Origin of the sequence: Xanthomonas sp. 4461 (genome assembly GCF_024806475.1) — a bacterium.
Taxonomy (GTDB): Bacteria; Pseudomonadota; Gammaproteobacteria; order Xanthomonadales; family Xanthomonadaceae; genus Xanthomonas; species Xanthomonas arboricola_F.
The window spans coordinates 460,287-485,006 of the sequence record NZ_JANTYV010000002.1; the positions used below are offsets into that span (position 1 = coordinate 460,287).

The following is a 24,720-nucleotide window of genomic DNA, read 5'->3' on the forward strand; positions in this document are numbered from 1 at the left end:
CACGGCGGCCCCGGACCGGCCTGGTTACCAGGCCGGTGGTCGAAGGCGCGATGCAGCGATGAATCAGTTCGACGCGGTGCGCTTGTCCGGTGTCGCGGCCATGGCCACGGCCTTGGCATCGACCGGCATGCCGGGCATGAAGATCTTCTGCACGCCATCGACCACGACACGGTCGCCGGCAGCCAGGCCCTTGCGCACGATGCGGAGTCCATCGGCGCTGCGGCCCAGTTCCACATCGCGGCGCTGCGCCTTGCCGTCCTTGTCGACCACGTAAACGTACTTACGGTCCTGGTCGGTCAACACGGCTTTTTCGTCGACCAGCATGGCCTTGAACTGGCCGCTGCCCAGCAGCTGTACGTGCGCATACAGACCCGGCGTGAACTGGCGCTGCGCGTTGTCCAGCACGGCACGCACGCGGATGGTGCCGGTGCTGCGGGTCACCTGGTTATCCAGGAAATCCACGCGCCCTGCGTGCGGAAAGCCCTGCTCGCCGACCAGGCCGATACGCACCGGCAATTGGCCGCCGCGCTCGTCCGGACGTTCGCCGTTGCGGGCCATCTGCGAGTAGCGCAGGAAGGTGCCTTCGTCGGCATCGAAGTAGACGAACACCTTGTCCAGCGACACCAGCGTGGTCAGCACGCTGGCGCTGTCGCCGGCAGTGACCAGGTTGCCGGCGGTGACCATCGCACGCCCGGCGCGGCCATCGATCGGCGCACGCACGTGGCTCCAGTCCAGATTGAGCTTGGCGGTGTCCACTGCGGCCTGTGCGGCCAGCAGATCGGCATCGGCCTGGTCGGCGGCGGCTCGACGCTGCTCCCACACTTCGGTGGAAATGGCCTGCTGATCGGAGAGTTTGCGCGCACGCGCCGCTTCGCTGCGCGCCAGCGTAGCCTGGGTGCGCGCCCGCACCATCGCTGCGTTGGCGCGCGCGAATTCGGCGCGGTAGCTACGGTCGTCGATGCTGAAGAGCACATCGCCCTTTTTCACTTCCGCGCCTTCGGTGTAGTTCACCTTGTCGATGTAACCGGACACGCGCGGGCGCAGCTCGACGCTTTGCACCGCCTCGATGCGGCCGCTGAACTCGTCCCACTGGTTGATCTCCTTCATCAGCACCGGTGCGACGCTGACGCTGGGCGGCGGCGGCGCGCCGGTCTGCGCAGCACCGCCGCCGCAGGCGGCAAGCACCACCGCGAGCACGGCGCCCGTCAGAACAGTACGCATTGGAAAACGGAACGGGGTGGCGTTCGGGGTCATGGTGAGATCTCTCGAGTAGGGATGGGCAAATGCAGGCCGGCCAGCCGGTCCACCGACGGAGCGGTGGAAAGACGACGACTGACGGTCACGATGGGTTGTGCGGGCTGGCCGGGCCCGGTAATGAGCGAGACCGCGGCGCGGCCGACATCGACGGCGCGAATCCATTCCGGGCACGCGTCCTTGGCGCGGCCCGGCGTGCACACCGGTTGTTCGACCGAGAGCAGATGCACGCGCACGCCCAGCGGTTTGGCTTCTTCATGCAGCACCTGGGCAAGCATGCGGATGGCGGCCGCGGCCACCGACATGTCGCCATGCGCCGCCCAGGCGCGCAGCGCGCACGGGCTGCCCAGCAACAGATAGCGGCCGCCGCCATCGGCTTCGGCCAGCAGCGGCAGCAGATGACGTGCCGCAGCCAGATGCGGCAACACGTCGCGCTCCAGGCGTCGACGCAGTGCGGTCACCGGCCGGTCCAGCAGGCGCCCGGCCTTCAACGGGCTGCCCAGGCTGGCGATCACTGCGCCCAGCGGGCGCGGGCGCTGCGCCAGCTCGGTGGCCAGCGCCTGCGCCGAGGCGTCCTCGGCCACCGAGCCTTGCAGGGTGTCCAGCAGCGCAGCATTGCGATGCTGCTCGCGCAGCGCGTCGAGCTTGGCGGCATCGCGTCCAATCACCAGAACCGGCATGCCGGCGTCGAGCAATGCGGTCACGATCCCGGTACCCACGTTGCCCGCGCCGCCGATCACGACGGTTTCGGATTGGACCATCCCGGTCATGGGACTTTCACTCCCGACATCGGGACAATTCCGCGCTGAACCCAGCGCGCCTGCAGTCCAGTCCGCTGCGTCGGCGCACCGCCGGCCTGCCGCTTGGGCGACGCGGCAAAGCCACGCGAAACGCTGGCGCGCGGGCTTCTTGCCGGGGAAACCACCGGATCGAAGGCGCTTTCAAGGGCGCTACGGGAGTTGGAGGACAAGCCGAAGACATCGCACAACCACATGGCCGTGCTCCTGCGTTGAAGGGATGCTGCATAAGCTAGGCCTCAAAGCAGCACTTGATTAGTCCGGATTTAGGGGAATAATCGTCCCGTAAGCGGTCTAATCCCTCCTGACCCCCGGAAGGCAGTCCCATGACACACGATCTCAACGACACCCTGATCTTCGTCAAGGTGGTCGAACAGGGCAGCTTCATCGCCGCCGCCAATGCGCTTGGCCTACCCAAGACCACCGTCAGCCGCAAGGTTCAGGAACTGGAAACCCGCCTGGGTGCGCGCCTGTTGCACCGAACCACGCGGCGCATCGGGCTGACCGAAGCAGGCTCGGTGTACCACGAACATTGCCAGCGCATCGCCCGCGAACTGGAAGAAGCCGAAAGCGCGGTCGGGCAATTGCAGTCCGGCCCACGCGGCTGGCTGCGGTTTACCGTGCCGTACTCGCTGGGCATCACCTGGATCGCGCCGTTGCTGGGCGAATTCCATGCGCAGTACCCGGAAATCCAACTGGACATGCACCTGGGCAACGAGAAGCTGGACCTGATCGGCGGCGAAGCCGACCTGGCCCTGCGCGTCGGTGCCCTGCCCGATTCCAACCTGGTCGCACGCAAGCTGGGCAGCCTGCGCACGCAGGTGTTCGCCAGCCCGTCGTATATCGAACGCTATGGCGAGCCGCTGCATCCGGACGAGCTGCAATTCCATCGCACGCTGGCGCTGCGCAAGAACCGCAACGTGCACAACAACCGCTTTTTCTGGTCGCTCAGCGACGGCAGCGATGTGCGCGATTTCCCGGTCAATCCACTGATGGTGGCCAATGACCCGGCCGCGCTCAACGGTGCGGTGTTATGCGGCGAAGGGCTGTTGCTGACCGGCGACGTGATGGCCAAACCCTTCGTGCAATCGGGTCTGGTGCGCCGCGTGCTCGCTGGCTGGACCGGGCCGGAAGTGGATTTCAATGCGGTGTTTGCCGGCGGCCGCCTGGTGTCGCCGAAAGTGCGCGCGTTCGTGGATTTCCTGGTCACGCGGATGAACTTCGACGCGGACTACATGATGGCGCAGTGTCCGGCCCGTCTGGCCGCGCAAAAAGCCGACAACGATGCGAAAGTCGAAGTGGGCGCAGAAGCGGAACTGCGTGCCGAGGGCAAGCGCATCCTGGAAAACGTCACGGCGTAGCCCGCACTCAAACAGTCGCCTGACGGAGCACCCTCGTCCCCCTCGGGACAAGGTATCCGAAGGGCGATGGGGGGACGTTGCCCGCACAAGCGAAAACGTCCTGGCTGCTACAACTCCCGAATCCCTGCAGGAGTGTCGGGGCCATCCGGCGCCGGTACTTTTGTCGTGGCCAACCACCATCACCGCTGTCGACCAAGTCCGCAATGCTCTCGACTTGTTTCTTCCTGCGCGCCATGACCCCATACACGGAAGGGTCCATGCCGCCCCGTGGATCCCACAAAACCGCAAAGGCTCCACACCTGCCAAAACAGCACTCGGGAGATTTATGCACCGCTCTTGATCAACAAGATACGCAGCGCAAAAAAACAGGCCGCTTTCGCGGCCTGTTTTTCGCATGCATCGTCGGCTAGTCAATCGACCCGCCACGATTCAATGCATCACCTCACCTCAACGCATGCCGGTATTGCTGGCAGCGCCTTCCGCACGCAGCGGAATCAGGCGGATTTCCACGCGTCGATTCTGCGCGCGGCCGGCGTCGGTGCTGTTGTCGGCGATCGGATAGCGTTTGCCGGCGCCCATGGTTTCCATGCGCTCGCGCTGCACGCCTTGCGCGGTCAGATACTGTGCAACTGCACCGGCACGTTCTTCGGACAGGCGCTGGTTCACCGCATCGCTGCCGACGCTATCGGTATGACCTACCACTTCCACCATGGTCTGGTTGTACTCGCGCAAGGTCGATGCCACGCCATTGAGCGCGCCATAGAACTGCGGCTTCAAGGCAGACTTGCCGAAGTCGAAGGTGATGCCGTCGGGCAGGTTCAAGGTGATGTTGTCGCCCTGGCGCTGCACGTCGATACCGGTGTTGGCGGTGCGCTCGCGCAACGCGCGTTCCTGGCGATCCTGGTACTGGCCGATGGCCGCGCCGCTGAGCGCGCCGATGCCGGCACCGACCATCGCGTGCTGACGACGCTCGGTGGCGCTATCGCCGGTGAGCAGACCCGCAGCCACACCGATCGCGGTGCCGATCAGCGCATTGCGGCCGGTACGGTTCTGCTGTTGCGTCTGGTCGCCATATTGATCGCGCTGCACATACGAGCCGCCGGTGGCGCAGGCGGACAGCGCGATGGCGCTGGCCAGGGCAACGGCGAGACTCTTGGTGGCTGCTGGGGACATGGTGTTCTCCTGTGGCCGGAACATCCGGCGCTCAATCGTGTCGGCGAGGATAAACAGACCGACGCGACTGGCGCATGATGAAACCGGCCATCGCCGCCGCGCGGATAGCCGTCCATTCAGGAAAACGTTTTCGGTAATCACGCGCGAAAACAAGACCAAAACGACCTCTTCCTGCATTGCCAGATGGCCGCATCGAAGACGCGCCCGTGGCGCGACGTCTCATCAAGAAAAGCACATCGGCACGCGCACTGGCAGCGACGTTTCACTCAGCCCTTTGTCTTTGCATACGCAGCCAACGCCGCATCACGCCCTTCTGCCAGACCGATGATCGGTGTGCGCGGATACTCCGGTGCCAAGCGCGCGAGCGACAACGGATGCAGCCAGGGGGCGAAGCGTTCCTTCACCGCGAGCTTGCCGAGTTCGGGCACCCAGCGCGTGATGTACGCGGCCTGCGGATCGAATTTTTCCGCCTGCGTCACCGGGTTGAACACGCGGAAATACGGGGCGGCATCGGCACCGGTGCCGGCCACCCATTGCCAGCCCATGGTGTTGTTGGCCAGGTCCGCATCCACCAGCGTGTCCCAGAACCAGCGCGCGCCTTCGATCCAGTGCACGCGCAAGTGCTTGCACAGCAGGCTGGCCACGATCATGCGCACGCGGTTGTGCATCCAGCCGGTATGCCAGAGCTGGCGCATGCCCGCATCGACGATCGGAATGCCGGTGCGGCCGCGTTGCCAGGCCTGCAGCGCAACTGGGTCGGCCTTGGCCCAGTCGAACCCTTCGAAGCGCGGATTGAGATTCTGGTTGGTGGTGTCGGGGAAGTGATGCAGCAGGTGATACGAAAAATCGCGCCAGCCCAACTGGCGGATATAGCCATCGATCTCGGCGCCGTTGCGCGCATTGCGCTGCGCGTCCAGCATGCCGGCAATACGCCACGGTGCGATCTCGCCGAAGTGCAGGTGCGGCGACAGCTGCGAGGTACCGACGCGATCGGGACGGTCGCGGTTTTCGCGATACCCGTTGAGCGCACCGTCGCTGAAGATCTCCAGCATTTCATGCGCACCGGCCTCACCGGGCTGCCAGTGCTCCCAGAACCCGTGGTCCCAGTTCAAGCGCGGCAGCAAGGCCAGCGACTCCAGCGCGGCGGTTTTCAGCGCTGCCGGCAACGGCGGCAAGCTGCGCGGCGCAGGCACGGCGGCGGGCAACTGCAACTGGGTCAGCGCGTTGCGCCAGAACGGGGTGAACACCTTGTACGGGCCACCTTGCTGGGTGGACAACTGCCAGGGCTCGAACAGCAGCGCAGAATTGCAGCTTTGCACCTCGATGCCGCGCTCACGCAGGCTGCGCTTGATCTGCGCATCGCGCGGCTGGGTGGCCGGTTCGTATTTGCGGTTCCAGTACACCGCCACCGCGCCGGTCTGCGCGATCACCTCATCCAGCACCTGCGCACTGTCGCCGGCACGCACGACCAGGCTGCTCCCCAGCGCACGCAGTGCGCTGTCCAGCGCCGCCAGCGAGCGATGCCGCCAGCTGCGCGACGCTGCGCCAGGGGTCCACTCGCCTTCTTCGTGCGGTGCGTCGACGTAGAGCGGAATCGGGTCATGCCCGGCATCGAGCGCGGCACGCAGGGCCGGGTTGTCCTGCAGACGCAGATCGCGACGGAACCAGACGATGGCGTAGGACATACGAACTCGGCAGCGACGATAAGGCTGCGCAGCATAAGACAGCAGGTGCAACGATGGCGCGATGCAGGGTGTGAGCATTCCTGGTCCGGCTAAGAGCCCTCCCGAACGCTGTAGCGATGGCGGCAGCGCGGTTGGCCATACCAGCCTTCGTTGACCAGTGGAGCGATATCGTGAACAACAGTGACATTGTCCGGTTCAGATCGAACTGAGTTGATCACCCCGCACCTGATCAACCGGCCGCGCAGCATGCACTGCTCGCAACCATGCACACCGACCATCTCCGCTGGTCCTTGCCCGTCCACCGTTGCGGGACCTTATGCGGCATGAATGACGCAGAAGAGCTTACATGGACGTACCTGCAGCGTGCACCGCGATGGTGGGCGGGCACGGCCTCTGCAGCAGACCCGCAGATCATCCGCTCTAAAACACCGCATCCACGCCGTTCAATCACCTCTCAAGGCGACCGGGAGCTGAGCTTCAACGCAATTTGGATGTTGCCACGCCGAGCGGGTCGAGGGCGCGATGCCCTCACCGCATGCGGGACACGCCGCAGGTACGTCCATGCAGGCTCGGTGGCGGCATCCATGCCGCCGCACGGCCGCGCAAGCGGTGAGGGCATCGCAGCTGCCAACGTGGTCGTGTACGTACGCGCGCCACAACGCGGGCCGCGCCCGCTGAGCGTCGTCGCTTTTTGGAGAACCAAAACAGAACGCTTACTCGAAACTGCCGACCGAATCGTGCGCCAGGTTGTCGAAGCGGGTGTATTCGCCGAAGAACTTGAGCTTGCACGAGCCGGTCGGGCCGCCGCGGTGCTTGCCGATGATGATCTCGGCCAGGCCCTTGTCCGGCGAGTTTTCCTTGTTGTAGTAATCATCGCGGTAGATGAAGACGATCATGTCCGCGTCCTGCTCGATAGCGCCGGATTCGCGCAAGTCGGCCATCACCGGGCGCTTGTCGGTGCGCGTTTCCAGCGAGCGGTTGAGCTGCGACAGCGCGATCACCGGCACGTTGAGTTCCTTGGCCAGACCCTTGAGACCACGCGAGATTTCCGAGATTTCGGTCGCGCGGTTTTCGCTGTTGCCCGGCACCGACATCAGCTGCAGGTAGTCGATCACGATCAGGCCCAGGTCGTGTTCGCGCTTGAGCCGGCGGCACTTGGAGCGCAGCACTTCCGGCGACACGCCCGGCGTATCGTCGATGAAGATCTTGGTTTCCTTCAGCATCTTGATCGCGCCGGTCACGCGCGCCCAATCCTCGTCTTCCAGCGCGCCGGTACGCAGACGCTGCGCATTGATGCGGCCGTTGGAGGAGATCAGACGCATCGCCAGCTGCGATGCAGACATTTCCATAGAAAACACCGCCACGCCCTTCTTGGACTTGATCGCGGCGTACTCGGCAATGTTCAGCGCAAAGGTGGTCTTGCCCATCGCCGGGCGCGCGGCCAGGATGATCAGATCGGTCGGCTGCAGGCCGGCGGTCATCGCGTCGAAGTCGGTGTAGCCGGTAGGCAGGCCGGTGATGTTGCCGCCGTTTTCGAAACGGTTGCGCAGCTCTTCGAACGCGTCCTTCAATGCGCCCGGCATCGCCACGAAATCGGTGCGTCCGCGCGCGCCGGCCTCGGCAATCTTGAACACTGCCTTTTCCGCGGCCGACAGCAACTCCACGCTCTCGCGACCTTCCGGCTGGAAACCGTCGTTGACGATGGTGGTGCCCACCTCGATCAGCTGCCGCAGCACCGCCTTGTCGCGGACGATTTCCGCATATGCGGCGATATTGGCGGCCGACGGCGTGGTGCTGGCCAGCTCGATCAGGTATGCGCCATCGCCGACCTGCTCCAGCTTGCCCTGCGATTCGAACCACTCGCCCAGGGTCACCGCATCGAAGGGGCGGTCCTTCTCGTTCAGTTCGCGGATCGCACGGTAGATCAGCCGGTGATCGCGACGGTAAAAGTCGTTTTCGGTGAGCTGGTCGTTGACCCGATCGAACGCATCCGGCGCCAGCATCAGCCCGCCGAGTACCGCCTGCTCGGCCTCGACCGAATGGGGGGGCACGCGCAGCTGGTCAATCCGCGGCTCGGGACGATCGTAATCGTCGTCGTCGCGATCGCGATTGCGCTTGGAACGGAAACCAGGACGAGCGGACATGGACAGACAAACCTGACGCGGGGAGACGAGGGCAGGAAGCATAGTCATCGACGGCGCCGACGACCATGCACAACTCTGTGGATAACTGGTGGACAGCCAGTGCATCACGCTTGTACGCGAGCACTGTCGCAGCAGCCGCGACCCTTGCCCTGCCTGGCTTTCAGACCACCGACCAAGCGTCCCGGCGAGCGTGCAGCCGCCGGGACAACGCTGTGATCAACTCAGCGCTTGAGGTGCGCGACCAGGCCCACAAACGCGTCGACAAAGCCCTGCAGGAACTTGCGGCTGTCGGCATTGGCGATCTCATCGTCCGGGCCGAACAGGCCGTCCTTGTACTGCAGGAAGACCTCCGGCTGGCCGAGCACATGCATGTTCAGATACGCCAGCACGTTGCGCAGATGCTGCTGCGCGGTCGCGGTGCCGATCGAACCGAGCGAGATGCCTACCACCGCTGCCGGCTTGCCGCTGAACGCGCTGTCGCCGTAAGGACGCGAGCCGGTATCGATGGCGTTCTTGAGCACGCCGGGAATCGACCGGTTGTATTCGGGGGTGACGAACAACACCGCATCGGCCGCGCGGATCTGTTGCTTCAGGCGCGTGCCCTCGGCCGGGTAGTCGCTGTCGCGGTCCTGGTTGTACAGCGGGATATCGCCGATCTCCACATACTCGAAGACGGCCTTGTCGCCGGCCAGATGCTCCAGCGCGCGCGCCAGCTGACGGTTGTAGGACTCTGCGCGCAGGCTGCCGACCAGGACGGCGATGGTGATCTTGCTCATGGGAGACGCTCCGTGGAAACCGAGCCCCAGCCTACCCAGCGCGATGCTCAGAGCCGGTGAAGCGCCGTCCGGCTCCGGGCGATCGACCGCAGGCACCGGCAACCGGCGCCGTGACAGTCTGCAAGGCGTTGACGCGCCCCGCCCTGCCCTGTCCGATGTCCGCGTGGCAGGTTCAAGCGTCAGCAACACCTCGGCAACGGCAGCGCGGTTTCGCACACCGCGCAGCGCTTGGCCGCCGCACCCAAGATCACCGCGCTCACCTGGATCAGCGCGTGATCGCCGCGCGTTGCGCGCGCCAATGCGCCTGCCAGGCCTGAAACATCAGTACCGTCCACAGGTGCGTATGCCATTTGCGCTCGCCACCGTTGAAGTCGCGCCATAGCCCGGCCACGGTGTCGGCGGCGAACACGCCTTCGCGCTCCAGGGTGGCGTGCGCCAGCAGATCGTCGGCCCAGCCGTGCAGGTCGCCACGCAGCCATGCGCTGACCGGCGCGCCGAAGCCGCGCTTGCCGCGGTAGACCATCGGGTCGGGCAGGTAGCGGCACAGCACGCGCTTGAGCAGGTACTTGCTGACCCCGTCGCGGTACTTGAGCGAGAGCGGCAACGACCAGGCGAATTCGGCCACGCGCCAGTCCAGCAGCGGCGCGCGCGCCTCCAGGCCCACCGCCATGGTGGTGCGGTCCACCTTGCACAGCAGGTCGTCGGGCAGATAGGCGGCGAAATCGGCCAGCATCATCGCGTCGGCGGGGGTGCCGGAGCCGTGCAGCGGGTCGGCCAGGCTGTAGAAACTGTCGGGTTCTGTCGCACCGAGCACCACGGCGGCCGGGTCGCGCCAGCGCGAGATGCGGTTGCGGTAGATGTCGCCGATGCCGCGTGCGCCGGCCTCGGCCACCAGCGCGGCCAGGCCGCCGGTACGCGAGGACTCGCCGTTGCGGCGCGCCGCCAGCGCCATCAACCGCCGCAGCGGCCCCGGCACCAGCCCATGCATGCGCCAGTTGCGCAGCGCGCGCTGGTAACGCCCATAGCCGAAGAACAACTCGTCGCCACCATCGCCGGACAGCGCCACCGTCACCCCGCCACGCGCCAGCCGCGCCACCAGCGCCGTGGGCACCTGCGAGGCATCGGCGAAGGGCTCGTCGAACATGTCAGGCAGGGTCGGCACCACCGCCAGCGCGTCGGCGCCGCTGACGTAGAGCTCGGTGTGGTCGGTGTGCAGATGCGTGGCCACTTCGCGCGCCAGCGGCGCTTCGTCGTGATGCGAGCCTTCGAAGCCGATGCTGAAGGTATGCACCGGCTGGCTGCTTTGCGCCTGCATCATCGCGGTGACGATGGACGAGTCGGTGCCGCCGGACAGGAACACACCCACCGGCACATCGGCCACCATGCGCAGCGCCACCGCATCGCGTAGCACGCTATCGAGCTGCTCTTCGGCCTGCGCATCGCTGCCGGTGAACGGCGCCGCCAGCGCGCGCTGCATCGCCTCGCGCGCGTTCCAGAACGGCTGCTGCGCCTGGTCGGGGCGATGCGCGGCCGCGCCGGCCGCCACGGTCTGCGCATCCAGCCGCAGCACCCGGCCAGGCATCAGCTTGAAGGTGCGCTCGTGGATGCAGGCCGGCGCCGGGATATAGCCCAGCCGCAGCAGCAAGGTCAGCGCATCGCGATCCACGCCGTTGTCGAAATCCGGGTGCTGCCACAACGCCTTGAGTTCGGAACCGAACACCAGCGTGTCGCCGGCCCAGCCGTAGTACAGCGGTTTCTTGCCGACGCGATCGCGGGCGAGATACAGGCAGTTATCGCGTTCGTCCCAGAGCGCGATGGCGAACATGCCGTTGCAGCGGCTCAGGGTGTCGTCCAGCCCCCACTCCACCACCGCCGCCAGCAGCACTTCGGTATCGGAATGCCCGCGGAAGCGATGCCCCAGCGCGGCCAGTGCGGCGCGCAGCTGCGCAAAGTTGTAGACCTCGCCGTTGTAGGCCAGCACGTAGCGGCCGTCGGCCGAGCGCATCGGCTGATGGCCCAGCGGCGACAGATCCAGAATGCTCAAGCGTTGATGCGCCAGCGCCACACCGGCCTGCGCATCGCACCAGGTGCCGGCATCGTCCGGGCCGCGATGGCGCAGGGCCGCGCCCATCGGTCGCACCAGCGCATCGAGCTGCTCGCCGTGCAGGCGCGGCGATGCCAGCAGCATTCCTGCCAATCCGCACATCGTCAGTGCTCCTGCGGGCGGCCGATGCCGTGCATATCGCTCATGCGCTCACCGAGGCGGACGCGGGCGCCGGCATCGCGACAAACCCGGGCAAGGCCTGCACGCGTTGCAGCCAGGCGCCGATCGCCGGCCAGCGCTCCAGATCGAAGCCGCCGTCCTCGGCGCAATGGGTGTACGCAAACAGCGCGATATCGGCGACGCCGTAATCGCTGCCGGTGAACCAGGCGTGCTGCTGCAGATGCTGCTCCATCACCGCCAGCGCCTGTTCGCCGCGCACACGCAGCTGCGGCAGTTCGGCGCGGCGCGCTGCATCGCGCGGTGTCCACAGGCTGATGAAACGCGCCACCGCCACATACGGCTCGTGGCTGTACTGCTCGAAGAACATCCAGCTCAGCGCTTGCGCGCGTTGCCACGCATCGGTGGGCAGGTAAGGCGTGCCCTCGGCCAGCCAGAACAGGATCGCGTTGGATTCGGTCAGCACGCGGCCGTCGTCGCGTTCCACCATCGGCACCTTGCCATTGGGATTCTTGGCCAGGTAGTCCGGTGTGCGGGTCTGCCCGGCCACGCTGTCCACTTCGACCCAGTGATAGCGGCTACCCAGCTGCTCCAGCAGCAGACGCACCTTGTAGCAGTTGCCGGAACTGGACATGCCATGCACGGTCAACGGGGGACGCACGGTCGACATCAAGCTGGCTCCGCGGCAACGACGAGGGGCTGGCAGTGTCACAGCCCTGTGCGCCTTTGCAAAGCCCTTGCATGCATCTCAGCTGCCTGCCGCCATCGTTGCCATCGCCAGCGGCATTGCGGCGATGGCCCATCTCAGGCTGTCGCCACGAGCGCCACCGGCACGCCCAGCACCGCGATGACCACACCCAGCAGCGACAGCGTCAAGGCCCAGGCGCCGAAGGCGCGCGTGCGTCCGCATCCAGCGGCACCGGCAACGGCCTGAACCGAGCACACCGACCACCACAGGCTGCCCAGCAGCAACAGCAGCACGCACGTCGACAACTGCGCCATGCCGGCCGGATCGCTGGCACCGCTCTGCAGCAGGGCCGGCCTGCCCTTGAGCGCGACCAGCCCGGCGAGCACGCACACCAGCCATGGCAAGACGCTGCCCGCCATCGCCGGCAGCAGCCGCTCGAGCTGCGCTGCGCTGTCCATCCAGCGCAACAGCTGTTTGAGCAGCACGCAGCCCAGCACCAGTACCGCTCCCACGGCCAGCGCACCGGCCAGTTGCATCCACCATGGCAAGGCCTGCAGCCACATCCACGCCGACAACAGCGTGGTCACCGCAAACACCGCCCAGGCGCTGCGGCGCAAACCGCTCTGCTGCGGCATGCGCTGCACCGTGCCGTGCGGGTCGAACAGCAGCCCGCCCAGGCCGCCGCCACGCCACCAGGCCAGGCAACCCAGCACCAGCACGATCAATGCCAGCAATCCGATTAGTGGGTAGCTCAGCGCCCGCCAATCGGTCGGCTGCTTGCGCCGCTGCGGCTTGAGGTCGTGATTGAAGTACAGCAGGTCGCGCGCGCGCTCCATATCGGCCGCCGCACGTGCCACCCCATTGGCGGGGATGCGGTCGGTGAAGCGCTGCCATTGCCCGATGATCTCGATACGGCCATCGCGCATCGCAATCGTGCGCGAGAAGCGAAACCAGGGGTTGGACACGATCTGCGTGTCTGCATCCACCTTGGCCGCCGGGTCGGTCTGCACGCGCACGGTCTGCCGCGCCAGCTGCGGCCCGCGCAACGCCAACGGGCTCTTGCGCGCCTCCTTGGGCAAGCTGTCCATCCAGTCGCCGAGCTGAAACAGCGGGAAGCCCACTTCGTCGCCTTCGGCCGCCGGCCATTCCAGCCGATAGGTCTCGTGCGTGCGCACATTCAATGCATCGCTAGCGTCGATGGTGGGCTCATCGACCTGTGTCAGCGCGGTGTAGTACTGCTGCATGAACTCCAGATAGCGCTCGCCCACCGTTTGCGCGCCATCGTTTTCAAAACTCGATGCCACCCGCTCGCCGCGTCCCTGCCGGTAGGTGGTGTCCACGCTGAAGGTGGCCACGCGCTGCGGTTTGCGCAGCGAAATCGCGATGTCTTCAATCACCTCGACCTGCGGCAAGGTCGGCATCGGCGCCGGCACGTCGACCAGGGCGTCCTGCCCGGCCAGGACCGGCAATCCGCGCACAAACGGCAGCGGCCGACGCTGCGCAAGCGAGCCTTCTTCGCGGTCGCGCGTGGCGTCCACCCACACATCGCCCTGCGGCAGATGCGCGCGCACCACGACATGGTCGAATGCGTAGGGGCTCGGCAGGCGCTTGTCCAGCGTGGCGCCCTTGTCGCTGTTGACCAGCACCGGCTCGGCGCGGATGCCGGCCAGCTGCAACAGCGCGATCAACAGCGTCGCCTTGTCCTTGCAGTCGCCGTAGCGGTTGCGCAATGTCACTTCCGGCGCATGCGGGGCATGCGAGTTCTCGCCCATGTCCAGGCCGACGTAACGGATCTCGCCCTGCACGAAGGCCACCGCACGCATCAGTGCGCCTTGCGCATCGTCGCTGCGCAGCCGCAGGCTCTGCCTCATGCTGGCAGCCACCTGCGCATCCTTGAATGCATCCGGGTACAACTGCGCGGCCCACGCCGCCACACGCGCCCAGTTTCCGGCAGTGGACACTTCGATCAGCCCGTACGGGTCCACATCGTCGGGAGCGCCTTTTTCCTCCTGCACGGCGGCGACGTTGCTTGCCCCGATGTTCAACAGCGCGACCCCATCGGCCTTGCCGACATTGCGGCTGAAGCCCGGCGCGCTGATGCGCCACTGCAAGGCCATGTCGGCGGGATAGCGCACACGGACCCGCCGTTCGCCCAGCGGCACGCCGTAGCGCGCATCGAAGATGTCGTAATAGCCCTTGCCGAACACCGGATTGCTGCCGGTGATGGTCACGCCGTAATCGACCCGGTCGCCCACGCGCAGATCCGGCAAGGTGATCGACAGCGTCAGCGCGCCATCGATCAAACCGTCTTCCAGCCCGCTTTCGCGGCGCAGCTTGGCGTAATGCGCACGGCTGCGCATGTCGATGCGCTGACCCGCGCGCCAGACGTCCAGGCTGTTGAGCTGCAATGTCTGATACTGCGGCTGGTAATCGATGGAGATCTGCCCGGCCTCATCCAGGCTCTTGGCGCGCTGTACCGTATAGCTCAACCGGCGGTACGCGCGCACCGCCGGGCCGGTGAGATCGACCTGATCGGACACCAGCTCATAGCGCAGCCCGCTCGCACCCGGCACGCTGTCGGGCACCGCATCGGCCACCACCCATGCCGGTGCCGGCGCCATGCTAGGCGCCTCGTTCGCTTGCGCCGGTATCGCGATTGCGGCAATCGCGCAGATTCCGCACATCGTCCAGAAGACGCCTCTCAGGCGTCGCACCACATCCTTGCCGATCAACACCCACTCCTCGTCAAAACGCGTTGAGCCCCGTCAGCGCACGTCCCACCACCAGCTGGTGCACGGTTTCGGTGCCCTCGTAGGTAATCACCGATTCCAGGTTGAGCGCATGCCGGATCGCCACATGTTCGGTGGTGATGCCGGCCGCCCCCAGAAGGTCGCGGCACTCGCGCGCCACGTCCAGCGCCATGCGGCAATTATTCCACTTTGCCAGCGAGATCTGTTCCGGTCGCAGCGTCCCGGCCTCCTTCAGGCGGCCAAGCTGCAGCGCCAGCAACTGCGCGGTGGAAATCCGCCGCGCCATGTCGGCCAGCTTGATCTGCGCGCTCTGGGTGGCCGCCAGCGGCCGGCCGAACAGGATGCGTTCGCCTGCGTAGGCCAGCGCCTCGCGCAGGCAGGCCACCGCCGCGCCGATGGCACCCCAGGCGATCCCGTAACGTGCCTGGTTGAGACAGCCCAGCGGCGCCTTCAACCCGGCCGCGTTCGGCAGGCGCATCTGCTCGGGTACGAACACGTTGTCCAGGAACAACGCCGAGGTCACCGAGGCGCGCAGGCTCATCTTGTGGGCGATGTCCTGCGCAGTGAAACCGGGGCTGGAGGTTTCCACCAGAAAACCGCACACGCCATCGTCGGTGTGCGCCCAGACGATGGCCAGGCTGGCGATGCTGCCGTTGGTGATCCACATCTTTGCGCCGTTCAGGCGCCAGCCGTCGCCATCGCGCACTGCACGCGTGGTCATCGCCGCAGGGTCCGAGCCGCCTTGCGCTTCGCTCAGGCCGAAGCAGCCGATGACGCGGCCGGCGGCCATCTCCGGCAACCAGCGCTGGCGTTGCGCGTCGCTGCCATAGGCATGGATGGGATACATGCACAGCGAGGACTGCACGCTGACGAAACTGCGCAGGCCGCTGTCGCCGCGCTCCAGTTCCTGGCAGATCAGCCCGTAGGACACCGCTCCCAGACCCGCACCGCCATCGCCGACCGGCAGGCTGGCGCCCAGCAGCCCCAGTCGCGCCAGGTCAGGCACCCACTCGCTTGGGAACCGCCCCGCATCGAAGGCATCGCCGATCGCCGGCAGTACCCGCGTATCGGTAAAACGCGCGACGGCGTCCTGCACCGCCCGCTCTTCGTCGGTCAGCAGCGCACGGACATCGAATAGATCATCGGGACGCACCGGCATGCTGATTTCCACCACTGGAGAAGCGGCGATTATCTGCCAGTTGCCTGCCGAACATGGCGGCGACGTGTTCAGTGTACGGAATTTACCGCTGGCGCCTGAAACGAAAAGAGCCGGCAATGCCGGCTCTTTTGTTGCTCACGCAGCGATCCGGGTGGATGGCTGCCAGCGATTTCTCACTGGCGCGTGCTGCCCGCATCCACACGGACGCCGCGGTCACCGGCCGTCGAGGCGGTCTGGGTCACCAGCTGGCCATCGACCACCGGCAGACGATCGCTCGCCGGCTTGTCGTTCATACGCACGGTCTTCTCGAACCCGTCGTAGCGGTAGGTCACGTCGTAGGCCACCACGTTGTCGGCGTCGCCCAGCGAGATGCGCTCGCCCGGCTTGCTGTCCATACGCATGGTCCCGGTGGTGCCGTCGGCATTACGGTAGGTCACGTCGTAGCCCACCACGCGCGAGGAGCTCGAATTGGCGTTCTCGGTGTGGCACTGGCGTTCGGTGCGGTCGACTACGCGGCCGCCGACATGATTGCGGTCGACCCGGTTGCCGATGAAGCCGCCACCCACCGCACCTGCTGCGGTCGCCAGCTTGCGGCCGTTGCCGCCACCCACCTGGTTGCCCAGCAGGCCGCCGATCACGGCACCTGCGACGGTGCCGCCGACGTTGCCATCGCGCTCGGGCAGACGTTCCTGCACCACCACGTCGCGGCACACTTCGCGCGGCGAGGAGCTGGTGGTGGTTTCGCGGATGGCCGCGCTGTTGACGACCTGCGCGTACTGCGGCTCGCGCTGGGTGATCGGCGCGACCTTGACCACGTCGGCATATTCCAGACCACGCGGTGCCGGCTCGCCGTTGGCGACGAAATCGCCCGAGGACGGACGGTTGTTCATGAAGGCGGCAGTGGCCACGCCTCCCACCAGCAAGGCACCAGCGGCGACCAGTATAGTTGTCGTGTTGCTCTTCATGACCAGCTCCCTGCGGACGCACCGCGTTGTTGACGGCGTGATTCCAGCACGGGAACCCTGAACGAAAACGCCCTCGCTCATGAACGCCACGGTTAAGTTCAGCTAGCGGTTACTTCATGCACTTCTAACAGCCGGAGTCTTCGCATGCGAAATCCCCTTACCGCACGTGCCCTGGAATGGGCGGCCAAGCTGCGCTATCCCACCTTGTTCAAGCTGGCAGCCACGCTGTTCGTGGTGGATGTGCTGGTGCCGGATCTGGTGCCGTTCGTGGACGAACTGCTGTTCGGCCTGACCACGCTGCTGCTGGCGAACTGGAAAACCCGCAAGGCGCCGCTGCCGGCACCGGTGCGCCGCGACTGATGCAGTTGATCGACAGCCATTGCCATCTGGACGCGGGCGAATTCGACCACGACCGCCCTGCGGTGATCACGCGCGCGCGCCAAGCCGGCGTCATGCAACAGGTGGTGCCGGCCGTCACTGCCGCCAGCTGGCCGGGCTTGCGTGAAGTGTGTGAAATGGCGCCTGGGCTGCATCCGGCCTATGGCCTGCACCCGATCTTCCTGGATCAACACCGGCCCGCGCATCTGGAGCTGCTGGCCGAGTGGATCGAGCGCGAGCGCCCCTGCGCGATCGGCGAATGCGGGCTGGATTTCTATCTCGAAGGACTGGACGCGCAGGCCCAGCGCGACTATTTCGATGGGCAGCTGCGCCTGGCAAAGCGCCACGACCTGCCGCTGATCGTGCACGCGCGCCGCGCCACCGAAGAAGTCATCGCCCGCATCAAGGCCGTCGGCGGCCTGCGCGGCGTGGTGCACAGCTTTGCCGGCAGCCCCGAGCAGGCGCGGCAATTGTGGAAACTGGATTTCATGATCGGCCTGGGCGGCCCGGTCACCTACCCGCGCGCCAATCGCCTGCGCGGCCTGGCCGCAACCATGCCGTTGCAGCACCTGCTACTGGAAACCGACGCACCCGATCAACCCGACGCCAGCATCCGCGGCGAGCGCAACGAGCCGGCCGCGCTGCGGACGGTAGTGGACTGCATCGCGCAACTGCGCGGCGAAGACGCCGAGCGCATCGCCGCACAGACCACGGCAAACGCACGCGCCCTGTTCGGCTTGCCGGGCTGATCAGGCAAGCTGCCGCCGCAGCGCGCGCATGCAGTTACGATGACGCGGCAGCGACCTCGGCCACCGGCCTGGACGCAGCGGCCTTGGGCTTGAGCAACATCTCCAGCGCCTTGCCGACCGCTACAAACGCGAACGTGCCCGTGATATGCGTGGCTGCGCCCAGCCCGGCCCCGCAATCCAGCTTGAGCGTGGCATCGGCATCGAGTTGCGGGCGAATGCCGCACACGCTGCCGTCGGCCTGCGGGTATTTGACGTTTTCCAGCGAGTACACCGCCGGCACGCCGAAATAGCGCTGCGCATTCTTCGGGAAGTTGAAGTCGCTGCGCAGCTTCTTGCGGATCAATGCCAGCATCGCATCGTGCTCGGTGCGCGAGACATCGCGCACGCGCACCAGGGTGGGATCGGTGCGCCCGCCGGCAGCGCCCACGGTGAGCATCGGCAGCTTGCGGCGGCGGCACCAGGCAATGGTTTCCACCTTGACCCGGAAACTGTCGCAAGCATCGATCACCAGATCCAGGCCGTCGCCCAGCAGGGTTTCGATGTTGCCGGTGGTGAGAAACGCCTCCACCGCCTCGGCATCGATCTCCGGGTTGATCGCAACGCAGCGCTCGGCCATGGCGCGCGCCTTGTTGCGTCCGTACTGCCCGGCCAGCGCCGGCAATTGCCGATTGGTATTGGACACGCACAGGTCGTCGGCATCGATCAGGCGGAGATGGCCGACGCCGGTCCGTGCCAGCGCCTCCACCACCCACGAGCCCACACCGCCCATGCCCACCACCGCCACGCGGCAAGCGGACAACCGCTCTACCGTGCCGACTCCGTACAGCCGGTCGATACCGGCAAAGCGTTCACGCCATTGTGCTTTCATCGGCCTATTTTACGCGCGCCGCCGTGCGCGCGTCCGCCCCACCGTGGGCTTTAATGCCGGAGCAGCTCGCCATGTCCGCCACACCTGCCCATCAGTCACGCGCGGCCCGTTACGCCTTCATGCTGGTGCTGGGCGTGTTGATCGGGCTGATCACCACGGTCATGCTGGCGCGGGTGTTGCAGGCGCGGCGCGACCCGCTGCCCGACAGCCTGATGCACGTGCTGGACTACCAACTGCGCGCCCTGCAGCCGCCACCCGGCAGCGCGTGCACAGCTGCGCAGCAGCAGGCGCGACTGCAATCGCTGCGCTTGCTTGCCGACGAACTGGAACCGGCATTTGCGCAGATTGGCGAAGATCGCCGCTTCGGCGAACATGCTCAGGCACTGCGTGTCGCCCTGGAGCAGGCGCAGCGCAGCGCGCCGTCCAGCTGCGCCGCGTTCGTGCCGATCAAACGGCAGGTCGCGGAGGCCTGCGAGGCATGTCACCGCGACTTTCGATGAGCCTGGATGAAGGCGACGCTCGGGTTTCGTTAAGCCTGGAGTGATCCAGTTGGCGGACCGTTCACCTGGACCAACACAGGATGACGTCGCCGCGGCCCCGACCGCCTTGTCGACCCACCTGGAGACACCCATGAAAACCCGACTGCTCGTTATCGGCCTGGCTGCAACCGCGACCTTGGTCGGCTGCGCCACATCCCAGCCCCAGTACGGCAGCTATCGCGGCGACCGCGGCTACGACCAGGGCTATTCGCAGCCTGCGCCGCGTTGCGTGGACTGCGGCATCGTCACCCGCATCGACGAAGTCGGCCCCACCCGCACCGCGCCCACCGGCACCGGGGCGGTGCTCGGCGGTATCGTCGGCGCGGTGGCCGGCCGCCAGATTTCCAAGGAAACCGGCGGCAGCAAGGGCAACAAGAATGTCTCGGCCGTGGCTGGCGCCGCTGCCGGCGCGCTGGCGGGCAACGCCATCCAGAACAACGTCACCAGCGAGAGCTTCGACGTGCAGGTGCGCATGGACGATGGCCGCGTCATCGTGGTGAACCAGCGCGACCTGGCCGGTGTGCGCGAAAACGCTTACGTGCGCGTGGTCAACGGCAAGGTAGTGCTGCGCTGAGCAACGGCTGCGGCCGACGTGCAGACAACAAAAAGGCCCGGTGACGGGCCTTTTTGCTGGGCGCGTGATGCATCGCCCCCGATGCCGTAGCTCAGACCACCTGCACCGCATCGGCCTGCAGGCCTTTCTGGCCTTGCACGACGGTAAAGCTGACCTTCTGCCCCTCCTTGAGACTCTTGAAGCCCTGGATCTGGATGGCGCGGAAATGGACGAAGACGTCTTCGCCGTTTTCGCGACTGATGAATCCAAAGCCCTTGGCATCGTTGAACCACTTTACGACACCATTCTCGCGTTCGATGTTGGACATCTCGACTGACTCCCTACGACACTGTGATGGACTGGCGGTGGTGGCTGTGATTGCAAGGAGGAAGCGAGGTACAAGGATGTAGCGGATCGGGCGATCTACCGCATCAGGCCACGATTCACGGTGACCTTTGCAAACAGCAGCGGCTGCAACTTAACCCGCGCAAAACCAATTTTCAAGCACCCCTTGCGTATTTTTGTCAAGCCTGAAATAGGACATTTGCAAACCTTCATGGACACGACTGTCGTTTATTACGTGCTGGCTGGCGCACTGGTTCTGGTGGGTCTTGCCGGCGTCATCCTGCCCGCACTGCCGGGCCTGCCGCTGGTCTTTGCCGGATTGCTGGTGGCCGCCTGGGCAGATGGGTTCACCCATGTCGGCTGGGTCGCGCTGGTGATACTCGGATTGATCACCGCCCTGTCTTTTGTCATCGACTTCCTTGCCACCCTCTATGGCGCGCAGCGCGTGGGAGCCAGCAAGATGGCGATGTGGGGTTCGGTGATCGGGGCCATTGCCGGGATTTTCTTCATGCCGATCGGCCTGTTCGTCGGCCCGTTCGCCGGCGCGTGGTTGGGCGAGTACTACCAGACCCGCAAGACCGGCCAGGCCACCAAGGTCGGCTTCGGCACCTGGGTCGGCATCATGCTGGGCACCGCCACCAAGCTGGCGCTGGGCATGTGCATGCTGGGTGTGTTTGCGATTGCCTGGTTGTTCTGACACGCGAGCCGATGTCCCAGGCCGGCGCGGCTGCGGTTGCCGCGAGCGTGCAGACCGGCCCTCAATAACTGCCCCGCCAGCGTAGCGGCACCCGCCTAAATGCACCGCCCCGGATGTTATGCCACCGTGTACACACGGCGTATGCAGACGCGACCGTTAAGCTACGCGCCTGACGCGCCTGCCTGGCGCCTACACTCGGCCAGACTGCCCATGCCCAAGCACCACACCCGTCCCCTGATGCTGATCGCCCTGGCCGCTGCGCCATTGGCGCATGGGCAGGAAATCGCTCCGCAGCCCGCGTCGCCGCAGGCCTGTACCTCCGTGACCTCGGATGCCGCGCGCCTGGCGTGCTACGACCAGGCGCTGGGCTACACCCCGGAGGCCGTGCAGGAGGCAGATGCCGCAGCGCAGTTGGCCAAGCAAGCCGCCAAATCGGAAGACACTGGCAAGACCAGCCGCGTAGGCGATTTTTTCCGCGCCGACGCTCAGGATCAGCCGAAGGAAGAAGCGGTCGCCAATGCCGGCCGCGGTTCGCTGCTGGATCGCCGCTGGGAACTCGCCAAGGACTCCAAACTGGGGACCTTCCAGCTGCGCGGCTACAAGCCGGTCTACCTGCTGCCGGCGTTCTGGACCAGCGACTCCAACCGCACCCCGCAATCGCCGAATCCGGCCAACTCGGTCAGCACGCCACAGCAACTGGACAGCGCCGAGTTGAAGTTCCAGCTGAGCTTCAAGACCAAGGTGGTCGAAGACCTGTTCGGCGACAACGGCGACATCTGGATGGGCTACACCCAGAGTTCGCGCTGGCAGGCTTACAACACCGATGCCTCGCGCCCGTTCCGGGAAACCAATTACGAGCCGGAAGCGATGCTGGTGTTCCGCAACAACTACAGCCTGTTCGGCTGGAAGGGCCGCATGAGCGGCATCAGCATCAACCACATGTCCAACGGCCGCGAAGATCCGCTGTCGCGCTCCTGGAACCGGGTCATCCTCAACATCGGGCTGGATCGCGAAAACTGGGCGCTGACGCTGCGCCCGTGGTTCCGCATCAAGGAAGACCGTGTCGACGACAACAACCCGGACATCGAGGATTACATGGGCCGCGGCGACGCGACCCTGGTCTACAACAAGGACGGCCACGAATTTGCGTTGATCGCGCGGCATTCGCTGCGCGGCGGCGACCGCTCGCATGGCTCGGTGCAGCTGGATTACGGCTTCCCCATCACCAACCTGCTGCGCGGCCATGTGCAGGTGTTCGACGGCTACGGCGAAAGCCTGATCGACTACAACCACAAGGCCACTTACATCGGCCTGGGCGTGTCGTTGCTGGAGTGGTTCTGACGTTTCCGGAATTACGACAACGCGTGCGTCGCAGCCTGACCACGTGCTGAGACTGCGTGGGACCTCAGCGATGTGAGGGACAGGAATAAAAAAAGCCGGCAGCGATGTCGGCTTTTTTGTGTCGCGATTACCGCACGCACAACAGGGACGGCGAAAGACCGTTGCCAGCCGCCCTGTTTCAGGCGGGGACTCAGACGTCGAAGAAATCCACCTTGCCGTCCTTCAATGTGTAGTACGCGCCCACCACGCGGCATGCGCCTGTGCGCAGCGGTTCGAGCAATGCCGGTTCGGAGGCGCCGCGCAGGCGGTCGACGGTGCGCTTGACGTTGGCCTTGACCGAGGCGGCGAGCAGGTCGTCGCTGCCCTTGCTCTTGGCGGCCAGCACCGCCGGGACGATGGGTTCGATCATGGAGCCGATCGCGCCGGGGAAGAAGGCATTCTGTTCGACAACCGACACCGCCGCCGCCACTGCGCCGCAGCTTTCGTGCCCCATCACCACCACCAACGGCACGCCGAGCTGGCTCACCGCATATTCGATCGACCCGAGCGCGGTGGTATCCACGGTATTACCGGCGTTGCGCACGATGAACATCTCACCCAGGCCGCGGCCGAACAGCAGCTCTGGCGGCACGCGCGAGTCCGAGCACGACACCAGGATCACGAAGGGAGTCTGCCCGAGCGCCAGTTCCAGGCGTCGCTTGCTGTCGGAAATGACCTTCTTGGGGCGATTTTCGACGAAGGCCGCGTTTCCGTCGCGCAGCACCTGCAGCGCCTGTTCGGCATTCAAGTCGGTCTTTTTCGAAGGTGCTGCCGCGCGCACCGCGAACGGGAGGGATGCGGCAGCGGCCGCGATCGGCGCGCAACAGGCGCACTGCAGCAATTTTCGGCGGGATGCGGAATGCGACATGGACGAGCCCCTGCTCTCTGGTTGGTGTCGCGATCCTACTACGCGGCGAGCGCGGCAAAATGCCTGCCAGAGAGGTTATACGGACATGACTTCGCGCCCACGCGCCGCAGGTTCAGGTCCAGTCTGTCAGGCCTTCGCGGCGATAGGTTTCCTGAAACGCAGGACGCGCCTTCATACGCTGCGCATGCGCCTGCAGTGCCGGCCAGGTATCGGTCGGGCGCGGCATGTTGCGCGACCAGCGCATCAACATGGTCAGCATGAAATCGGCGGCCGATGGCGTCTGGCCGAGCAGATACGGCCCGTGCGCCTGCAGATGCGCATCGACCTGGGTCCAGGCCGCTTCCAGCTTGTTGCGAGCCTGGGTCTGCGCTGCATCGACGTGCGCAGCGCCGGCCGGCTCGTGCGGATAGAACCAGGCGCGATACGCCGGCTGCAAGGTGTTGGCGCAGAAGAACATCCACCTGTAGTACGCCGCACGCTCGGGCGTGGCCACCGGCGGCGCCAGCCCGGCCTGCGGGTAGAGATCGGCCAGGTGCATGACGATGGCGGCCGCTTCGGTGAGTACCTGCCCGTCCAGCACCAGGGTCGGCACCACCCCGGCCGGATTGAGCGCCAGATACTCCGGCGCCTTTTGCTCGCCGCGTTCGAAATCCAGCGGATGCAGCACGTGCGCAACGTCCAGTTCGATCAACAGCCAATGGACGACCAGGGCGGCGGTACTGGGGGTGTGGTAGAGCGTGGCGGCCATGCGGGGTCTCGGGTCAGTTGGTACAGGCGCGCAGGCAGGCGAGCTTGCGCGGTTCGCAACGATTGTCGTCGCTTTGCTGAGTGCAGTCGAAGACCTGCGCCATGCAGTTGGCCCGTTGCGCCGGAGTCTGTACGTCGTCGCAGCGCTTTCCTCGCGGCGCCACCCTGCTGCTGCAACTGGACTCGCTGGGCCGGTCTGCGCGGCATTGTCGGGCGCCGCTGTTGCACTGCGCGATGCAGCGATCCGCAGCCGAGGGTCCGTTGAAGCGTGTCGCGGCATCGTTTGTTTTGAGCAGCTTGCGCTCTGCGAACGGCACCGGGGCGGCAGGTGGCGGCGCGTAGTTGCGCGAGGGAAACAACACCGTGGGTGCTTTTTGCTGCTGCGCCGCCGAGCTCAGGCTCAGGCACGACAACAGCGCAACGCAGACGAGTCGGAGCATTCCTGTTCTCCTGAAGGTCACCGGTCAGTGCGGCGAGCATAGCCGGTTCCCGTGGAGTCACGCCTGTCTTCTCTGTCGAGAGATCGCAGGCGTCGCCTCTCCGACGGCACTGGACCCGCTGCCGGCACCAGCCTGCATCTGCCCGGTGACCTGCAGCAAACGGCAAGGCGTGCCATTGCCTCG

Annotated in this window: 23 protein-coding genes; 7 read left to right on the plus strand and 16 right to left on the minus strand. The window is 65.9% G+C overall.

Annotated features, from left to right (window positions below; translation table 11 throughout):
• Positions 1-63: 63 nt before the first annotated feature.
• From FHY19_RS09750 to FHY19_RS09760, 3 genes are read right to left on the minus strand one after another with little or no spacing between them, the layout of a single operon-like run.
• On the minus strand, positions 64-1,254 hold the full coding sequence (locus FHY19_RS09750) for an efflux RND transporter periplasmic adaptor subunit (protein WP_259153561.1): 1,191 nt from the start codon (positions 1,252-1,254) through the stop codon (positions 64-66).
• Positions 1,251-2,024 carry an SDR family NAD(P)-dependent oxidoreductase gene (locus FHY19_RS09755; RefSeq protein WP_259165393.1) on the minus strand — a complete coding sequence of 258 codons (774 nt, stop codon included), beginning with the start codon at positions 2,022-2,024 and terminating at the stop codon, positions 1,251-1,253. The genes FHY19_RS09750 and FHY19_RS09755 overlap by 4 nt, the downstream gene beginning before the upstream one ends.
• On the minus strand, positions 2,021-2,248 hold the full coding sequence (locus FHY19_RS09760) for a hypothetical protein (protein WP_259153559.1): 228 nt from the start codon (positions 2,246-2,248) through the stop codon (positions 2,021-2,023). The genes FHY19_RS09755 and FHY19_RS09760 overlap by 4 nt, the downstream gene beginning before the upstream one ends.
• A gap of 129 nt (positions 2,249-2,377) precedes the next feature.
• On the opposite strand from FHY19_RS09760, the gene FHY19_RS09765 reads away from it, so the two are divergent.
• Positions 2,378-3,412: a LysR family transcriptional regulator gene (locus FHY19_RS09765; RefSeq protein ID WP_003483593.1), complete on the plus strand. Its 1,035-nt coding sequence runs from the start codon at positions 2,378-2,380 to the stop codon at positions 3,410-3,412.
• Positions 3,413-3,859: 447 nt separating this feature from the next.
• Here the strand turns inward: FHY19_RS09765 and FHY19_RS09770 are convergent, their stop codons facing one another.
• From FHY19_RS09770 to FHY19_RS09810, 9 genes are all read right to left on the minus strand, one after another.
• Positions 3,860-4,585, minus strand: coding sequence for an OmpA family protein (locus FHY19_RS09770; RefSeq protein ID WP_046963485.1), 726 nt, complete (start codon positions 4,583-4,585; stop codon positions 3,860-3,862).
• A 266-nt stretch (positions 4,586-4,851) separates the two neighbouring features.
• Positions 4,852-6,270 carry a deoxyribodipyrimidine photo-lyase gene (locus tag FHY19_RS09775; RefSeq protein WP_259165394.1) on the minus strand — a complete coding sequence of 473 codons (1,419 nt, stop codon included), beginning with the start codon at positions 6,268-6,270 and terminating at the stop codon, positions 4,852-4,854.
• A gap of 713 nt (positions 6,271-6,983) precedes the next feature.
• Entirely contained in the window at positions 6,984-8,414 is a 1,431-nt protein-coding gene (locus FHY19_RS09780) for a replicative DNA helicase (protein WP_259153556.1), read from the minus strand.
• Positions 8,415-8,635: 221 nt separating this feature from the next.
• Positions 8,636-9,190 (minus strand): NADPH-dependent FMN reductase, encoded by a 555-nt coding sequence (locus FHY19_RS09785; RefSeq protein WP_259165396.1) that lies wholly within the window; start codon positions 9,188-9,190, stop codon positions 8,636-8,638.
• Positions 9,191-9,455: 265 nt separating this feature from the next.
• Complete coding sequence (gene asnB / locus FHY19_RS09790) at positions 9,456-11,396, minus strand: asparagine synthase (glutamine-hydrolyzing) (RefSeq protein ID WP_259165408.1); 1,941 nt, start codon at positions 11,394-11,396, stop codon at positions 9,456-9,458.
• 40 nt (positions 11,397-11,436) lie between these two features.
• The gene (locus tag FHY19_RS09795) at positions 11,437-12,081 is read right to left on the minus strand and encodes a glutathione S-transferase family protein (protein WP_259165410.1); all 645 of its coding nucleotides are present in this window, start codon (positions 12,079-12,081) and stop codon (positions 11,437-11,439) included.
• Between the two features lie 134 nt (positions 12,082-12,215).
• On the minus strand, positions 12,216-14,783 hold the full coding sequence (locus tag FHY19_RS09800; protein ID WP_259166365.1) for a DUF3857 domain-containing protein: 2,568 nt from the start codon (positions 14,781-14,783) through the stop codon (positions 12,216-12,218).
• Between the two features lie 61 nt (positions 14,784-14,844).
• Positions 14,845-16,020, minus strand: coding sequence for an acyl-CoA dehydrogenase family protein (locus FHY19_RS09805; RefSeq protein ID WP_259165418.1), 1,176 nt, complete (start codon positions 16,018-16,020; stop codon positions 14,845-14,847).
• Positions 16,021-16,181: 161 nt separating this feature from the next.
• Positions 16,182-16,973, minus strand: coding sequence for a glycine zipper 2TM domain-containing protein (locus FHY19_RS09810; RefSeq protein WP_259165427.1), 792 nt, complete (start codon positions 16,971-16,973; stop codon positions 16,182-16,184).
• Positions 16,974-17,117: 144 nt separating this feature from the next.
• Between FHY19_RS09810 and FHY19_RS09815 the strand changes: the two genes are divergently transcribed.
• Positions 17,118-17,333, plus strand: coding sequence for a DUF6116 family protein (locus FHY19_RS09815; protein WP_259153550.1), 216 nt, complete (start codon positions 17,118-17,120; stop codon positions 17,331-17,333).
• Positions 17,333-18,100 (plus strand): TatD family hydrolase, encoded by a 768-nt coding sequence (locus tag FHY19_RS09820; protein ID WP_259165430.1) that lies wholly within the window; start codon positions 17,333-17,335, stop codon positions 18,098-18,100. The genes FHY19_RS09815 and FHY19_RS09820 overlap by 1 nt, the downstream gene beginning before the upstream one ends.
• Before the next feature lie 34 nt (positions 18,101-18,134).
• Here FHY19_RS09820 and FHY19_RS09825 read toward each other — a convergent pair whose 3' ends face one another.
• Entirely contained in the window at positions 18,135-18,968 is an 834-nt protein-coding gene (locus FHY19_RS09825; RefSeq protein WP_259165432.1) for a tRNA threonylcarbamoyladenosine dehydratase, read from the minus strand.
• A 71-nt stretch (positions 18,969-19,039) separates the two neighbouring features.
• Here FHY19_RS09825 and FHY19_RS09830 point away from each other — a divergent pair, with 71 nt between their 5' ends.
• Together FHY19_RS09830 and FHY19_RS09835 are read left to right on the plus strand one after the other, a co-directional pair.
• Positions 19,040-19,468, plus strand: a complete 429-nt coding sequence (locus FHY19_RS09830; protein ID WP_259165438.1) for a hypothetical protein — start codon at positions 19,040-19,042, stop codon at positions 19,466-19,468.
• A gap of 130 nt (positions 19,469-19,598) precedes the next feature.
• Positions 19,599-20,081: a glycine zipper 2TM domain-containing protein gene (locus tag FHY19_RS09835; protein ID WP_046963449.1), complete on the plus strand. Its 483-nt coding sequence runs from the start codon at positions 19,599-19,601 to the stop codon at positions 20,079-20,081.
• A gap of 91 nt (positions 20,082-20,172) precedes the next feature.
• On the opposite strand, the gene FHY19_RS09840 is transcribed toward FHY19_RS09835, so the two are convergent.
• Positions 20,173-20,388: a cold-shock protein gene (locus FHY19_RS09840; protein WP_003483561.1), complete on the minus strand. Its 216-nt coding sequence runs from the start codon at positions 20,386-20,388 to the stop codon at positions 20,173-20,175.
• Between the two features lie 228 nt (positions 20,389-20,616).
• Here FHY19_RS09840 and FHY19_RS09845 point away from each other — a divergent pair, with 228 nt between their 5' ends.
• Positions 20,617-21,102 (plus strand): DUF456 domain-containing protein, encoded by a 486-nt coding sequence (locus tag FHY19_RS09845; protein ID WP_259153538.1) that lies wholly within the window; start codon positions 20,617-20,619, stop codon positions 21,100-21,102.
• A 210-nt stretch (positions 21,103-21,312) separates the two neighbouring features.
• Positions 21,313-22,443 carry a phospholipase A gene (locus tag FHY19_RS09850; protein ID WP_259165440.1) on the plus strand — a complete coding sequence of 377 codons (1,131 nt, stop codon included), beginning with the start codon at positions 21,313-21,315 and terminating at the stop codon, positions 22,441-22,443.
• Between the two features lie 190 nt (positions 22,444-22,633).
• Here the strand turns inward: FHY19_RS09850 and FHY19_RS09855 are convergent, their stop codons facing one another.
• A complete protein-coding gene (locus tag FHY19_RS09855) occupies positions 22,634-23,350 on the minus strand; it encodes a carbonic anhydrase (protein WP_259153536.1) in 717 nt (238 codons plus the stop codon).
• A 112-nt stretch (positions 23,351-23,462) separates the two neighbouring features.
• Positions 23,463-24,098: a glutathione S-transferase family protein gene (locus FHY19_RS09860; RefSeq protein ID WP_259165442.1), complete on the minus strand. Its 636-nt coding sequence runs from the start codon at positions 24,096-24,098 to the stop codon at positions 23,463-23,465.
• Positions 24,099-24,720: the final 622 nt, after the last annotated feature.